This window comes from Priestia sp. AB (assembly GCF_028369225.1).
Taxonomy (GTDB): Bacteria; Bacillota; Bacilli; order Bacillales; family Bacillaceae_H; genus Priestia; species Priestia megaterium.
Map to the genome: position 1 here is coordinate 126,144 of NZ_JAQMYN010000002.1, position 16,670 is coordinate 142,813.

Sequence of the window (16,670 nt, forward strand, 5' to 3'; positions counted from 1 at the left end):
CATTTTAAAATCAGAACCTTCATTTCTTTTATATTTGTTAGTTATAAAAATTAAAGGAATGAAAGCTAGTAATGAAGAATTCTTTTCTAACTAGTCTAAATGAGATAATAAGGAGAAAAAGATGAAGCTGTATGGTGATTTTAAAAAAGAAGATTGGTTAAATGTATTAAAGCTATCAGAAAAAGAGCTGCCTAATGCATTTATTATTCATGGTGAATGGGTATTTCAAGATAATATAAATTTATGGAAAGAGATCTTATCCACTGATGTGCATATGCCTAAATGGAACACGGTAATAGGTAAGTTAAATAACAGAAATATAGGATTTGCAAATGTGTATGGCAGTCCGATGGCGTCAAACATCGTACATCAATTTGCCGGCAGCGGAACCGACTTATTTATTCAAACGGGATATTTTGGAGGCTTATCTTCCACTGTACAATATGGAGATATCTTAATTGTATCTGCAGCAAAAATGCAGGATGGCGTATCACACTGGTATTTACCAGAACAAACGCTTGTGGAAGCTGACAAAGAGCTAGTGGAAGCCGCCTGTAGATATTGTGAACAAAAAGGCTACAGCTATATAAAAGGACATACGGTCAGTATGGGTGCCATGCTGATCGAGACGCATGACATGGTAAAGGAATGGTCGCTTGCAGGTTTTCTCGGTGTGGATATGGAGACAGCTACCACTTTGGCCATTGCTCATAAATTTAATAAGCGCGCTGTCGGCTTATTAAATTTATCAGACCACCTTCTTCACGGCGACACTCTTTATTCGTATACAAAGGACAGAGAGTTAATGGAAAGTGAAACTGATAAAGCAATTCGCGATGTAGCTCTTTATTTAAGCAGCACATACTAGAATAGAACAAACAAAACAAGATAACTTTGCAGTTATCTTGTTTTGTTTGTTTTGCAGTTTTTAACGCCTGTATAGTTTGTGTATGAACAGGATTCTCTGTTATCAGCATTTAAACTTTTATTTGTTTATTGTTTAAACCAGCTTCCAACGTATCGTACAGCGCAAGTTTATAATTAATTCGTTCTAGATGCAGGTAGGTTTGCGACATGTCTGCTTCCACTTTCTTTCTATGCTGAAGCATTATGTTTCTACGTTCGCTGATGGTACTTTCTCCTTTTTTATATGACTCTACATACTGTTTAATCTCGACAAGCGGCATCCCTGTTGCACGTAAAGCTAAAATAAACTTGACCCACTCGATATTCTGGTCATTGTATAGACGGTGATCATGTTCATTTCGTTCCACAAATGGTAAAATACCTTCCTTTTCGTAGTATCGCAGAGTGGGCGCAGACAGCCCCGTTTTTTCTTGTATGTCTCTCATTGTATAAGACATTAAGAAGCATTCAGCACCTTTTGCTCCTTTTTTCCTTTTTCTTTAATTAGTAAGACACCTAACAACCCCATCATTGAAAACAAAATGGGAATCATAAAAGCATAATGATAACCAGCATGCAGCAAACGCTCGGGGAATAAATCCAGGACATTTCCGAAAATACTAGGTAATAATACGGCGCTTAAAAAGCCTCCCATATTGGCAAAACCTGATACAACTCCTACTTCTTTTAGTGAGAAAGATTGACGTACTACGGCAAATGTCAAAGCGCTTGCGCCGTTTCCAAAGCCGATGATAAAAAGCAAAATAACGACTAGCATGAATGAAGGTTTCACGCCGGAAAGTAATAACCCAGTCCAGCTAAGCACCACAATAAGATGAATAAGTGAATAAATTTTTTTAATGGAATTTAACCTGCTTGATATCCAGCTGATTAAAGGTCCGCCAATCATAGCGCCAAACAGACCATACATAATAAGCTGACTTGCATCAGCGCGAGATAAATGGAACACATTCATTCCATAAGGAACTCCCCAAGAACCAATAAAACCGATATATGTACCAACTACACCAAAATGACAAAGAAATGTTGCCCAAGCTTGGCGAGTCGTCATCACTCTCCTTAGGATCGCCCATACACTTTCCGGAGTCTTAACAGAGGATTTATTTGCTTTAGCATCATCTTGAAATAATCGTTTAGGTTTTACCACCAAAACGACATAAAGCAGGTAGGATACCGCCATTAAAACTAGACCTATGCTAAGAAAGGGAACTCTCCAGCCTGAAAATGAAATCCACATAGACAAAGGCACGGTAGCTGATAATGAACCTACACTTCCTACCAGCCCAATTAAACCTAATAGCTTTACAAACTCATTTCCCTTAAACCACTGACTTAAAATTAACACTAAATTGACAAAAATCATGGAGTCTCCCGTACCGACTAGTAAGCGAGAGAAAATTAACACATATTCGTTAGGAGACGTGCTGTAGATAAGACTTCCTATTCCCGTTAAAAGCGACCCTATAATCAAAAATCGATTGGGACCGTATCGGTCAGAAAGTAAACCAATAGGAATCTGAAGACCTGCATATGCTAAAAATTGTATACTAGTCATTAATCCTATAACAGACGCTGAAACGTGAAAATCTTTCATTAACTGTTCTGTAATAAGTCCAGGGGCTGTTCGTTGACTGACAATCAAATAATACGCTAATAAAGCGGTTCCAAAAACAACCCATCTGTAGCTACTTTCCTGTTTGTTCATTTTGACAGATCCTCTCATGTATAATTTTTCTGCGTAGAAATGCTGGTGGAAAATGTTTAAGAGATGAAGATATTGATAGAATGAAGGTCTGTTTGATAAATAAGGCGCTATTGCGGACAGCTCTTCTTTTTATCCTTGTTTTTCCTTTCTATTATAATTTTAAGTTTTTAAAGGTGATTTTTCAATGAGGGATGTAATCTTGTAATATACCTTTTGCAATTTCTTTTCACTATTAGATATCCAAGTTAGAGTCGTTCTCGCCATTTTTCGGGTGTAAAAAACCTTAATAATGACCCATAAATAACCTATATTACACATAGAGCTTTTAAAAAAAGCCTTCTTTCACTATTTTGCCGGTGTTCAATAAGTTGGTATAAAACTTGCATGTTCATTTATGAACACTTATTAAAGGAGGAGAACTTTATGAAAAAAGCTGAACGTAAGAAAAGTATTAAAAAGCAGGTCATTACTTGTGCTGTTCTCGCGGCATCTCTTTTACTTCCAATCTCCACTTCCGCTGCTTCTGCACCTTATACGCTTTACCAAGTCGGAAGTACTGCAGACAAAGCTACTAGTACAAGCTTCGGACAAGTCTATATGGGCGGAAGCATCGATGTAGATGAAGCATTCAAATGGATGATTCAAAAGGCAAACAGCGGAGATTTCTTGGTTATAAGAGCGACGGGTACTGACGCCTATAATTCATATATCTATGACCTCGCCAAAAGCATAGGTAAGCCCCTTAACTCTGTTAGCACAATTGTTGTTGATGATTTAATAAGAGCAGGTTCAGACTCTTCTTTAATTGACAAAATTAACAAGGCAGAAGGCATCTTTTTTGCTGGAGGCAATCAAGCTGATTACGTAGATTTCTTTGAAGGATCCCCAGCTCTTACAGCCTTAAATAATCGTATTAATCAAGGCATTCCTTTTGGAGGAACAAGTGCCGGCACCATGATTCAAGGTGATCACGTTTATGACTCTATCTCAGCAGGCTCTACAACTTTAGATTCGAAAACAGCGCTAAACAATCCCTATAGTTCTCTTATTTCTTTTACAGATTATTTGATTCAAACCCCGCATAATAATAACATTCAAACAGACACTCATTTTGAACAACGAGATAGAATGGGACGCTTTTTAACATTTCTTGCACGTAATATCCAAGACGGAGAAGAAACTGGAACAAGCGCCAAAGGAATTGCTGTTAATGAACAGTCAGCGCTTCTGGTAGAAAAAGATGGTTCAGCTAAAGTAGTAACACAGCCAGGCTCTACAAACGCAGCTGTTTATCTAGCTAAAACGAATAAGGCGCCTGCTACTTGTATAAGCGGTCAGCCGCTGACGTTTAATAACATTTCTATCTATAAACTATTTAATGGCAGCACTTTTAATCTTTCCACTTGGACGGGTTCTGGAGGGTTAGCTTATACTTTAAACGTAAACGGCGGTGTTATTACTTCCTCTACAGGAAAAGTATACGGAGGAAATCAGCCGTAAACGCCAAGTCTATGACGACACTATTTTATAGAAAAGGGAAACTTGATTAGTGAAGTTTCCCTTTCTTCCGTATATTAAGGATTGATTAAGTGCTGTTTTGTTTTTAAATGATATAGATAATGCAGTCCTTTTTCTGTTATTTTCGTTCCTGCTCTGCCTCTGCGTTTTATAATATACTCTTTTTCTTCTAGTACATCCAAACGATTTCTCACCTGCTGTTCTGTAAGAGTAAAGCCTTTTAAATGCTGTGTAATCCACTTTCTGCTTGCTGCTTTTCCTGTATCATTACACTGCTTTATCGTTTCTAACAGAGCGTGATTTTCTTGAAGTTCGATCAAGTCAACCGATTCATTTTCAATTTCATGTAAAGTATGCTCCTCCTTTTGACTACTAAGCCTATACTCTACGTCTTTTGCTTTCACTTCGTTTTCATCGCAGACAGTAAGCAAATACTCGATGACTCCTTTTAATTCTCTTATGTTTCCTAGCCATTCATATTCGATAAGCAGCTTCATCGCTTCTGGATGGATATGCGTCCACGTTTTTGATTTAGAAATAAAATGATGAATCAGTAAAGGAATATCGGTTCTTCTATATCTTAAAGGAGGAATCGTTAAAGATAATACGTGTAAACGATAGTACAAATCTTCTCGAAACAACCCTTCTTTCATTTTATGTAGTAAATTGTTGTGAGTAGCTGCTATTATTCTTACATTGATCGGAATAACTCTTGTCCCTCCTACCCGTCTAATTTCTTTTTCTTGAAGCACTCTTAAAAGCTGAGTTTGTAAACGCGGACTGATATCACCAATTTCATCCAGGAAGATCGTACCTTTATCAGCGCTCTCAAACAGCCCTTTTTTGCCACCTTTTTGGGCTCCTGTAAAACTGGCTTCTTCATACCCAAACAGCTCACTTTCTAGCAATGTATCAGTCATGGCACTGCAATTCACGGCAAGAAACGGTCCGTTTTTACGTGTAGAATGATTGTGGATAGCCTGAGCAAACAGCTCTTTTCCTGTACCGGTTTCTCCTTGAATTAAAATAGGGTACTCAGTAACCGCCATTTTCCGGGAAATTTCAATCGTTTTAAGCAAAGCTGGGTGTTCTCCGATAATATCTTGATAATTATACTTAGCAGAAAAGCCGTTTTTTCTAAGTTCTGACTGCGCTTTTCCTTCTATTTCAACAGCTTGATTCACACTTTTAAACGTTGCTACCGTAGTATTGCTTTCCTGAATCATAGACTTATAGATAACCATTTCGTATCCGTTTACGTTAAAGTACTGACTTTTCTCGTCGGACGATGTAATAAACTCCACAAGGCCTTCGTTAGAAATGACATGTTGAATTTCACGATCTACAACATCAGAAGAAGATAGCTGAAACAATGATTCTAACCTTTTATTAAATAACGTAATTCTTTTATTGAAATCCACGGCCAGGATCCCATCTTCTACTACATTTACAACACTCTTTACATGGAGGTGAAGTTCTTTCATTTGCCCTTCTGCTTCTATTAGCTTTTTTTGCAGCTCAATAATATTTCGTAAATAGCGATCCCAAATAATTGAATGATTAGACTGATTAAAACCAAATGATTTTATAAGTTCAAAAATGGTCGCCATATCAAAAAGCCTAACGCCTATATCAATTACATGTTTTACATATGGCGGACATAAGTGAATCTCACCTGGAGAAACAGCAACTTCCACACCTTCGTAATAGGTCTTTTGCTTTTTAAAAGGAATAAACTGAACATGATTAATACCTACTTGATAGAGAGATTCTATTAATTTAAGGGTTTCTTTATCGTCATCGTTTACAATTAATACTCTTGTATGGGCAGGGATTTGCAGCAATTCATTTATATGTTTATGGTGAATTGTTCTATTTCCTACAATTTCATGTGCATGCTGAACGTCTAATCTGTCCTTCATTTCGTGCTTTATACTTTCTGATGAGTAGAGTACAACATCGCCATCAATTTCACCCGGTAATTCTTCGTCAATCGCAAAGCATTCAATAAAAATGTAATCGTCTAGCAGCTCTTTTAATTGATTGTGCAAAATGATTCTAGTTTGCTTGCTTCCTGTTATTAAAACTAATTTCTTTTTCATCGTATGAACACCTTTCTACAGGCCTTTAAATTTGCTTGCCTTCAGAGATTAGTCTTGGAATACTGTACCTATCATTTTATACGTTGCCCTGCATTTCATCTAGCGGACGTTTGTCCCTATTGTAAATAAAAACAAGTAGAAAAAAGTGCCTCCGCTTTAATAGGTGGAGGCACAATATGCTAAAGTGCTAGATGCATTGAATTACTTTCTTTTTATCTAATATCTACATCTATTGGTTTGATATCTAAGGCTACCTTTACAATGGAATAATCGTCTTTTTGACCGTCTGTATAAGCCCAATAACCATTGCTTTCAGCACTTTTTCGGAAGGTAAGCTCAAAACCTTTGTTTTGGTTAAACGCATAGCTCTTTATTTCTTTACTCTGAGCGTTATCAACAAGATCGTAAGCTAAAAACTTTCTTAGTACACCGTGCGGAGAGAAAAGACCTATATTTGATCCAACTTTTTCACTGTAGTATTCATTTTTTCTAGTAGATGTTTTAGCTGGGTTTATGACGATTTCTTTTGTTGTGAGATTTACTTTGTCGCCTGGAGTGATACAAGAGATAAGAATATTTTTGTAATCACTCGGAAATTTGTCATTTGCCTGTACCTTCGCTAAGTCAACTAGCGTAATACCGCCTCTTCCCACAACTTCTATTTGTTTTTCTTTATTATTTACCACCATAGCAGTATCTTCATCAATTCCGTATGAAAGCTGATTTTTATTTCCTTTTTCATATGCTGTTGCAATAAGACGTCCGAGTCTTGCTTTGTTGTCAAAATGCTGATCTACAAGACCGTATTGGAAAAAGCCAAGACCTTTTTCCAAATAAGCAGGCCCGCCTTCTTGCTGATTCATATCATCATATGTGTTTGTAAATCCGTATGAAAGCGCTCCGTAGCTATCTCCGCCTGCGAGCATAGTATTACTCATAATTGCCGCGCCGGCGCTCGTACCGCCAAGTACTGCCCCGTTTTTATACGTATGCCATATAGCTTGTAAAACTTTTGAGTCCGAACCATTTTCATTACGCAAGGAGCCCGTAATCAAGGTTTGATCTCCCCCTACAAACCAAATGCCCGTTAGCCCTTTAACTTTTTGCGCTAGTTTATCACTGTTCATATTTGTTTTCCAAGTCGACTCATTTTCAGAAGTTCCTTTAAAGTCATGGTTTGAAATAGGTAAAATCTCTATATTTTCTGCTTTCACTCCGTAATTAATTAAATCACTTTTAAACTGATTAGAAGAGTCGAACTTAGTACTCGCTGCAGGCACAATTCCTATTTTGGCTTGTTTTCCTCCTGCAAGATCAATAAACTTGTTATACACGCTTGAATTGCTGCTGCCAAGCGCTCCGCCTGCAATTAAAAGATTACCTTTGATCGAATCGTATGCAGGACTTTCAGATGAAGAAAAAGTAGGTTTTTTATACGTTAAACTAGTTTTTCTATCCGATTGGAATTTGACGGTTTTGGGCGTAATATCCATTCTTACATTTACAATGGAATAGTCATCTTTTTGTCCGTCAGTATATCTCCAGTAGCCGTTTGTGTCATTATCCTTTTGAAAAGCAATTTCGTAACCAGACCCTCTACTGTCATAAACATAGCTGCTAGCAGATTTCATCGATTTATTGTCAACAAAAGAATATGATAAATAAGCCTTTAATCTTCCATAGGGTGTAAAAACACCCGTAGCAGGCAGCGCGTTAAAGGAATTATATTCAAATCCCTTCGTTTCTACTTTATCTTTTGGAAATTCAAATGATTTTAAATGATAGTCAATTTGATCTCCAGGAGATAAGTAACTAACTTTTATGTTCGCTAAGCCTGAACGCGCTTTTTGCTTAGATGTATAGCTTGAAGCTGATTTTAGCTTAGTTTCGCTCATATCCAAGACAGCTACTCCGCTTCGTCCAACAACTTCAATTTTTTGATCTTTATTATTAACAACCATAGCTGTATCTTCGTCCACACCGTATGCAAAGTTTTTTTCTTTCTCACGTTCAGAAGTATATGCAGCTACTGCAAGTCGCCCAAGTCGTGCTCGTTCATCCATATGCTGATCGATTATGCCGTGTTGGAAAAAACCCAGCCCCTTTTGAACTGATAAAGGCTCGTACTCTTTTTTACCATCTTCCCCTTCATTTACATGCTTATTTGCCTTGTTTCCTATACTTTCTTTTAAAGCTCCTAGACTGTCTCCCCCCGTAATCATGACGTCACTCATAATTGCAGCTCCTGCACTTGTACCTCCGATTACTGCACCTTTACGGTATATATCCCAAATAGCTTTTAACGCTTCAGAATCACTTCCATTATTTTGACGAAGAGAATCCACAATTTTGGTTTGATCTCCTCCAACAAACCAAACTGCCGTTAGTCCTTTAATCGTACGGGATAACTCCTTATTATTTACCTTATTTTTCCATGTTGATTCATCCTTTTGTGTATCAGAAAAATCGTGATTTGAAACGGGAAGAATTTTAATAGAATCTGAGTTTGCTCCGTATTTTACAAGGTCTTCCTTAAACTTTTTAGAAGACTGCAGCATTGTGCTAGCAGCTGGAATAATTCCTACTTTTGCTTTTTCTTTTCCTCCAGCAAGGGAGAGAAATTTTTCATATACATCGTAATTAGATGTCCCTACACCTCCGCCTGCAATAACAAGGCTGCCTTTAATGTCTTCAGTATTTTCTTGTGCTTTTGCAAGCAGCGGTGTACTCAAAGAAGAAAGTAATGTAAAGCTGATAAGACATGAAACAAGTTTCTTTTTCATTTGAAAGATCCTTTCCACGCAAATTTTAATGCCTTTCTCTGACTAGCTCGTATCCTTCCTCGATACTTTTGTTAAATGATGTCTAAAACCTGTTATTCAAACGTTCCTTTCACAACAGGGACACCGTCTTTTACCATTACTTTACCTTGAGCAAAAACTGTTTTAATTGTTAGTGTCTCTTTGTCTAAAAGGACTAAATCTGCATCTTTTCCAGGTTGAATATGCCCTTTATTGGACAGTTTTAATACTTTGGCAGGATTAGAAGTAATGACTTGAAGAGCTGTTTCTAACGGCACTGATTCTTCTAATACTGCATCTCGTACTTCTTGAAATAAAGAAGACACTTTTCCAACTTGAAGCCCTTTATAGTCCCCGTTATCATCAAAAAACGGCAGGCTCGCTTGTCCATCGGATGAGAACGTAATGCTCGAGATTGGAACTTCTTCTTCAAGCATGATACGTAACCCTTTGCTGCACTTAACTTCGCCTTCTTCTAAAAAATATGGAATGGTGCTAGTTGTAAAATCTACATAGCCACCTCGTTTTGCAAATTGAATTCCTTCTTCAAACAGTTCTTCATTTCGATTAATATGTGTAGGATGAAACTGACGAATTGGCAGATCTGTTTCATCTGCGATTTGATTTAATAAAGATAATTTCCGTTTTCCATCCCCTACATGAACTTCTAATATTCCGGCTTTCCCTGATAAAATCCCTCCATTGCGGGCAGCAGAAGCCGCCTTTACCAGTTCTTCAAATGTCGGTTCAGAGGAACGGTGGTCAGAAATGGCAATTTCACCTACTCCGATAATTTTATCAATTAAAATAAGATCTTCTTCGATGCCGGTAGTTAACGTTTTTACTGGTATTTGATAAGAACCTGTGTGAATAAAGCAGCTAATTCCTTCTTCTTCTAATCCTCTTGCTTTAGCAAGAAGACTTTCCATTCTTCTTGTTGTACCGTCTGTTCCAAGTACACCTACAATAGTTGTAACACCGGCAGTCGTTGCATCGGTTAACATTAGTTCAGGCGTGCGTGTTTTATATCCGCCTTCTCCTCCTCCGCCAATAATATGAACATGTGAGTCAATAAAGCCTGGAGCTATAATATCATGAGCAGCGTCTACAACATGAATAGGAATGGACGTATTTACATGATCAATACAATCCTCTATAAGGATGATTTTGCTGTCTGCAAGCAATACGTCTTTTTTTCCTAAATACTCTGGTGCATATACTTCTGCGTTTTTGATTAAGGTTAACAACTTCTATTCCTCCTACTAGTAAGCTCAACTTACGAATAACATTTTTCTATATAATTTTAATGCTTAAAATGGTCCGTAATTGATAAAATAAGCAATCACAACGGCAATTAAACCAATGACATATTGAATAAGGACTAACGGCAACACCCATTTGGCCCATTTTGTCCATGAAATTCCCGCAATCGCTAAACCAGCCATTAATGTTCCAGCTGTCGGGAAGATAATATTTCCAATGCCATCTGCAAAAGAAAAAGATAATACTGCTGTTTGCCTTGTAATATCAAGTAAATCTGCAAGAGGCGTCATGATTGGCATCGTCAGCATCGCATGACCTGTTCCAGATGCTAAAATAAGATGAATCAGCGCTTGGAAGTTATAGATTCCGATGACGCTTAAATATCCCGGAATATGCTGAATAGCTCCAGATACTTGATGAAGCATAGGGTCTACAATATGTCCTTCATTTAAAACAACAAGAACAGCACGAGAAACTCCGATAACAAGCGCTCCTCCAACTAGTGCTGCTGCCCCGTTTGTAAATGACTTAACTGTATTTTCAACAGAGAGCCTTCCAATAATCCCAATCACAACAGTCAAAATGACAAATAAAGAGGCAATTTCAGTAATGTACCACTTATACTTAATAACGCCAAAAGCAAGAATTACGTAGTTAACAAGAAATGCTGCCATAATCCATTTATGCTTTCTAGTTAACTTGGCATCCGAGTTTAAAAGTTTATTTGCGCTGGTTATGCTGTATTTTCCGTACGTCCCAATAGAAGGACTTTTTTTCACTTTCATCGCATATCGGTAGACAAACCAAACTGAAACAGCGTAAACAACTACAAACAAGATGAGCCGAAAGCCCATTCCAGAAAACATAGGAAGCTCTGCTACTCCTTGCGCAACACCAACTGTAAATGGATTCATAACTGCCGTAGTAAAACCAGCCGATGCTCCAATTAACACAATAGCAGTCCCTGTTAATGCATCGAATCCAAGAGCAAGTGCCAAGGGAATTAAAAGAGGAATATAGGCTAGCGTTTCTTCCGCCATCCCCATTAAAGAACCGCCTACTGCAAAAAATAACATCATAACAGGAATTAATAATTTTTCTCGGGTAGCAAGTTTTTTAGCCATCGTTGTAATCAATACATCTACTGTCCCCGTAGCGCTTAGTACACCAAAAAAACCGCCGATAATTAATACAAAAAAGATAATGTCGGCTCCTTCTACCATTCCTGTATGTATTGCTTTGACCATATCAAAGAATCCAACAGGTGTAGAATCAATCCATTTAAACGATTGAGGATCTACCGTTGTTCTCCCGTCTACTTCTACACGCGCATATTCTCCAGCTGGCAAGATATACGTTAAAATGGTAGCAATCACAAGAAAGCCTAACAATAAAGCAAAAACGTTTATTTTCCTCTCTTTTTTCCGTACCTGATTTAATGAACTCATTTCCTTTTGTGGTTCACTCATTCTTCTTCTCCCCTTCATTGTGAAATAATAGCTTTAGACAAACATCTCTTTCTTTAAAAGCAGCTTCCTTATCTGCGACTACATATTGCTCCTTTCTTTTGTATTCCTCATATACAGTACAAGCAATTTTCGTGCCAACGTAGAACCGTCTAATTTTCTGAATTATGATATAATTAAATCGTATTTTAGGCGTTAATTGGGTGTTTTAAAAAAATTAACAGCGCCAATTAAGAAGCTGTTTGATAGAAAATCTGGAGCACGAAGCATTACCTAGTTCTTTTTTAAAAAAGCATCAAAAAGAAAGATAAAAGAATTTAATCTATAAACATAAAAAAATACTATTTTATTATTGTCTTTTCTTTAAGTAGATTAATACTATAAACCTTCAATCTATTTATAAAAACATTGCGCATAATGAAAGGGTGTTCAAAACAATGACTGTTTATCGTATCGGGGTATTGGCCGGTGATGGCATCGGGCCGGAGATTGTCGATGCCGCAGTTAAGGTAGTTAAAACTGCTTCTTGCAAAGCAGGAGCAAAAATGGAATGGATTTATCTGCCGATGGGATGGGAAGGAATTAAACAATATAACGATCCTCTTCCAGAAGTAACGATAGATGCTTTAAAACATACGCATGGATGGATACTTGGCCCGCATGATTCTGCGGCTTACCCTCTTGAACACAAAGAAAAGCGTAATCCTAGCGGAGAGCTTCGTCACAGTTTAGACCTTTACGCAAATATTCGCCCTGCTAAAACAATGCCAGGTATTAAAAGCGTCGTGAAAGAAGCTGATTTAGTGATCGTCCGGGAAAATACGGAAGGATTCTATGCTGACCGAAATATGTTTTCTGGACACGGCGAATGGCAGATTACAAAAGACGTTGTGGTGACATCGGGCGTATTTACGCGAAAAGCCGTAGAAAGAATTGCGCGTGAAGCTTTTGCATTGGCTATGCAGCGTCGTAAAAAAGTAACAATCGTACATAAAGCAAATGTTTTACGATTAAGTACCGGACTATTTCTAAACGTTTGTCGAGAAGTAGCTGAGCAATATCCTGAAGTAAAAGTGGACGACTACCATATCGATGCCATGGCTGCTCATCTCGTACGTCGTGCAGCCGATTTTGATGTCATTGTGACAGAAAACATGTACGGTGATATTCTTTCAGATTTAGCCGGCGAGCTTGTAGGAAGCTTAGGCTTAGCCCCTTCTCTTAATGCAAATGAACATATCGCTATGGCACAAGCAGCTCATGGTTCTGCGCCAGATATCGCAGGTTTGAACATAGCAAACCCAACCGGTATTATTTCTTCAGCAGCCATGCTACTGAAATGGTTGGCTGAAAAACATGCGGATCACAAACTTACAGAAGTGGCTGCTACAGTAGAACACGCACTTTATCAAATGCTCCAAGCTGAAGTGAAAACGAAAGATTTAGGCGGACATGCCTCTACGTCGGAGTTTACAGAAGCCATTTTAGAAAAAATAAAATCCATGTAAAATTAACAGGAATTTATCCATTCTATAGAGGTGATCATAATGAAAAAAAGAAAGATTATTATGGACTGTGATCCAGGTCATGATGATGCTATTGCTATTATTTTGGCTGCCGCACGACCGGAATTAGATATTTTAGCGATTACAACTGTTTCAGGAAACGCAGAAATTGAAAAAACGACGTTGAATGCTTTGAAAGTGTGTGATTTAGTATCGTTACATAACGTGATTGTTTCAAAAGGAGCAAGCGAACCAATGATGCGCAGACGTGAAAACGCGCCTAGTATACACGGGGATTCAGGATTAGACGGCCCTGAGTTCCCGGCTCTCTCTCGCAGCTGGAGCGAAGAACACGGAGTAGATACTATTATACGAATGGTCAAAGAGTCAGAAGATCCCGTTACGCTTTTGCCTACCGGTCCTTTAACGAACATTGCTTTAGCTTTAATAAAAGCTCCAGAAATTAAAGAAAACATTGAAGAGATTATCCTTATGGGCGGCGGAACCTTCGGGAACTGGACGCCAACGGCTGAGTTTAACATTTGGGCAGATCCAGAAGCGGCTAAAAAAGTGTTTGATAGCGGTATTCCACTCGTAGTAATGGGGTTAGATATTACGCATCAAGCCGTTGCAACAGATAATGTTATTAACCAAGTGATGAACATTGATAATAACGTAGCAAAAAAGGTGGGTGAATTATTAGCGTTTTTTAAATCTGCCTATAAAGAAACGTTTGGCTTTGATGGTCCGCCTGTTCACGATGTATTAACCGTTGCTTATTGCATAGCTCCCGAACTATTTACGCTCAAAGAAGTTAATATTGTAGTAGAAACACGCGGAGAATACACGGCTGGAACGACTTCAGTTGATTTGCTTGGAGTTACAGGAAGGACAGCAAATGCGAAGTTTGGTTTAACCCTTGATGCAGATGGTTTTTGGGATTTAATGATTGAGGCTCTTAACACATATTCGGCTTCGTAATGTTCATCTAGAAGATAGGTTTTATAAAGTCAGCACCAGAACGTCGAGTTCGCAACTCGGTGGTGCTGACTTACTTTTATTCATACTATCTAGCTGTTTTTTTCGCTTTTTGATTGAGCATTACAGTAATGATTGAAGCAACAGTAACACTTCCTTACTTTCTGTTTGCAACGCCCGTTAAAAAATTCAAAAACACGTGTACGCCTGCTTTCACGGTAATTTCTCCTACATCACGCAGCGGATCTAGACATACAATGTCCATTGCTTGAACAAGCGGATGACTCCCGGCGGTGTATACTGCTTCAAACAACTCATCTGTCCTCATTCCGCCTGTCGTTCCTGCTGGCACTCCCGGTGCGTAAGCGATATCTAACACGTCCATATCAACGGTTAAATAGATCATGTCTACCTCTTTGCTCAGCTGTTTTAATGCTTCTTTCACCGTATGAGTTATTCCTGCTTTTCTTGCTTGCAGTAACGTTACATAATGGACGCCTTTGCTATCTGCATATTCCTTTAACGATTTTGAATTATAAAACCCGTGAAGTCCGATATTCCATACATGAGCTGCATCAATCGTGTTGCTTTCGATTAAATTACGTATAGGGGTTCCATTAGAAGGACCGTTATCTTCTAAGCTGCGTAAGTCAAAGTGCGTATCAAACTGTAAAATCCCTATTTTCTGTTCGGGATATGACTCTTTCCACCCTTTTACTAACATAGCTGTAATAGAATGATCTCCTCCAAGCATAATAGGAAGCGCATGCGGATGGCATTTCCGCATAGACATCATCGCTTCTTTTATATACTGATGAGACTTCCCTATATCCGTGACGTGCTGCTTGACGTCTCCTAAATCCAACACTGACAAGGAAGTCAAATCCGTATCATACTCAATATGATACGGGTTAAAGGATTTCCAGAGCTTCCTCATGGCCATTGGCGTCTCACTGGCTCCAGAAGCGCTAATGGAAGATCTTGAAAGAGGCACGCCTAAGACCGTAATATCTATCGATGTAAAGTCGACGTTGCTCCCATCTTTAACTGTCTGAATCCAATCACTTACTTTGGGGTCAGAAGTACTTTGACGCTGCCAGCAAAAAGGCGGACGATCAAGCTGTGGGTACGGATAGTTCATGCAAAACACCGCCTTCAACCACTACTTTTCCATCTTTTAATACCGTGTCTACAAGATTTACCGCATAGTTATACTGCAGCGTTTGATAATTTGGAGCGTCAAATAGCACCAAATCGGCTCTTTTCCCTACTTCAATACTTCCAATTTGATCGCCTTTGCAAATGGCATGAGCTGCATTAATTGTACAGGCCGTTAAAACTTCTGCTGGCGTCATCTTCATCGTTAAACAAGCTAAATTCATAATAAACGAAAGTGATTCCGTAGGAGAAGACCCTGGGTTTCTATCTGTTGATAACGCAACCGGCACTCCTGCTTCGATCATTTTTCTAGCACGCGCCGGCTCTTCCATTAAAAAGAATGCAGTACCCGGCAATAGGACGGCTATAACTCCGCTTTCAGCCATTTGCTTAATTCCTTGATCCGATGCTTTTAACAAATGATCCGCTGACACAGCTCCCACTTTAGCCGCTAGTTCTGCCCCGCCAAAAGACACAATTTCGTCGGCGTGGATTTTAGGTTTTAGTCCGTATGCTTTTCCAGCTTGTAAAATACGATCTGACTGTTCAACTGTAAACACGCCTTCTTCACAAAATACATCACAAAACTCCGCTAGCTCTTCTTTTGCAACGATTGGTATCATTTCTTCGATAACGTAACGAACAAACTCATCTTCATTTCCTTTGTACTCAACTGGCACCGCATGAGCTCCCATAAAGGTTGAAACAACATCTACCGGATGCTGTTCATTCAGTTTCTTCGCTACTTTTAATTGTTTGATTTCATCTTTGAGATTTAAACCGTACCCGCTTTTGGCTTCGACAGTTGTAACTCCGTACTGCAGAAATTTATTTAAACGTTTTGTAGATTGCTTGATTAGCTCCTCTTCTGTTGCTTGTCGTGTACTAACGGTTGTTTGTAAAATTCCTCCTCCCGCTTTTAAAATATCAATATACTTTGCCCCGTTTAAGCGCATTTCTAATTCTTTTTCACGACTGCCGCCAAACACAAGGTGAGTGTGTGGATCAATCAACCCAGGCGTTACGATTTTTCCTTCGGCATCAATTATATTAATAGGTTCATGAATATGCTCAAGGTATTCCTGCGCTTTGACGTCAGGCCCAACAAATACAATTCTTCCATTTTTCACGAGTACGCTGCCATTTTCAATGATTCCTAGCTCTGACATTTCCTCCGATCGTCTAGGCTGACTTCCTCCTTTAACCGTAATGACTTGTGCAGCGCATTTGATATACGTAATAGTCAT

At 38.6% G+C, this 16,670-nt stretch carries 12 protein-coding genes; 4 read left to right on the top strand and 8 right to left on the bottom strand.

All coding sequences use genetic code 11. The features are described from left to right. The first annotated feature begins 121 nt into the window (after positions 1-121). Positions 122-868, top strand: a complete 747-nt coding sequence (locus POF52_RS06945) for a phosphorylase family protein (protein ID WP_271991289.1) — start codon at positions 122-124, stop codon at positions 866-868. Between the two features lie 109 nt (positions 869-977). Here the strand turns inward: POF52_RS06945 and POF52_RS06950 are convergent, their stop codons facing one another. Together POF52_RS06950 and POF52_RS06955 are read right to left on the bottom strand one after the other, a co-directional pair. Then, the gene (locus POF52_RS06950; RefSeq protein ID WP_271991292.1) at positions 978-1,364 is read right to left on the bottom strand and encodes a MerR family transcriptional regulator; all 387 of its coding nucleotides are present in this window, start codon (positions 1,362-1,364) and stop codon (positions 978-980) included. Continuing rightward, positions 1,364-2,632 carry an MFS transporter gene (locus POF52_RS06955; protein WP_176583741.1) on the bottom strand — a complete coding sequence of 423 codons (1,269 nt, stop codon included), beginning with the start codon at positions 2,630-2,632 and terminating at the stop codon, positions 1,364-1,366. The genes POF52_RS06950 and POF52_RS06955 overlap by 1 nt, the downstream gene beginning before the upstream one ends. 423 nt (positions 2,633-3,055) lie before the next feature. Here POF52_RS06955 and POF52_RS06960 point away from each other — a divergent pair, with 423 nt between their 5' ends. Continuing rightward, positions 3,056-4,132, top strand: coding sequence for a cyanophycinase (locus POF52_RS06960; protein ID WP_271991296.1), 1,077 nt, complete (start codon positions 3,056-3,058; stop codon positions 4,130-4,132). 74 nt (positions 4,133-4,206) lie between these two features. Here POF52_RS06960 and POF52_RS06965 read toward each other — a convergent pair whose 3' ends face one another. The 4 genes from POF52_RS06965 to POF52_RS06980 all read right to left on the bottom strand — a co-directional run bounded on the left by POF52_RS06965 (position 4,207) and on the right by POF52_RS06980 (position 11,785). Next, on the bottom strand, positions 4,207-6,252 hold the full coding sequence (locus POF52_RS06965) for a sigma 54-interacting transcriptional regulator (RefSeq protein WP_176583742.1): 2,046 nt from the start codon (positions 6,250-6,252) through the stop codon (positions 4,207-4,209). 212 nt (positions 6,253-6,464) lie between these two features. Next, positions 6,465-9,035 (bottom strand): cyanophycinase, encoded by a 2,571-nt coding sequence (locus POF52_RS06970; RefSeq protein WP_271991299.1) that lies wholly within the window; start codon positions 9,033-9,035, stop codon positions 6,465-6,467. A 92-nt stretch (positions 9,036-9,127) separates the two neighbouring features. Further along, the gene (iadA, locus tag POF52_RS06975; protein WP_271991302.1) at positions 9,128-10,300 is read right to left on the bottom strand and encodes a beta-aspartyl-peptidase; all 1,173 of its coding nucleotides are present in this window, start codon (positions 10,298-10,300) and stop codon (positions 9,128-9,130) included. Between the two features lie 63 nt (positions 10,301-10,363). Continuing rightward, on the bottom strand, positions 10,364-11,785 hold the full coding sequence (locus POF52_RS06980) for a YfcC family protein (RefSeq protein WP_075420497.1): 1,422 nt from the start codon (positions 11,783-11,785) through the stop codon (positions 10,364-10,366). Between the two features lie 434 nt (positions 11,786-12,219). On the opposite strand from POF52_RS06980, the gene POF52_RS06985 reads away from it, so the two are divergent. Both POF52_RS06985 and POF52_RS06990 read left to right on the top strand, forming a co-directional pair. Further along, positions 12,220-13,290, top strand: a complete 1,071-nt coding sequence (locus POF52_RS06985) for an isocitrate/isopropylmalate dehydrogenase family protein (protein ID WP_271991307.1) — start codon at positions 12,220-12,222, stop codon at positions 13,288-13,290. Positions 13,291-13,329: 39 nt separating this feature from the next. Next, complete coding sequence (locus POF52_RS06990; protein WP_271991310.1) at positions 13,330-14,268, top strand: nucleoside hydrolase; 939 nt, start codon at positions 13,330-13,332, stop codon at positions 14,266-14,268. A gap of 154 nt (positions 14,269-14,422) precedes the next feature. On the opposite strand, the gene POF52_RS06995 is transcribed toward POF52_RS06990, so the two are convergent. Together POF52_RS06995 and hutI are read right to left on the bottom strand one after the other, a co-directional pair. After that, positions 14,423-15,406 carry an agmatinase family protein gene (locus tag POF52_RS06995; protein WP_271991313.1) on the bottom strand — a complete coding sequence of 328 codons (984 nt, stop codon included), beginning with the start codon at positions 15,404-15,406 and terminating at the stop codon, positions 14,423-14,425. Beyond that, positions 15,381-16,670, bottom strand: coding sequence for an imidazolonepropionase (gene hutI, locus POF52_RS07000; protein ID WP_271991316.1), 1,290 nt, complete (start codon positions 16,668-16,670; stop codon positions 15,381-15,383). Before hutI ends, POF52_RS06995 begins: the two co-directional genes overlap by 26 nt.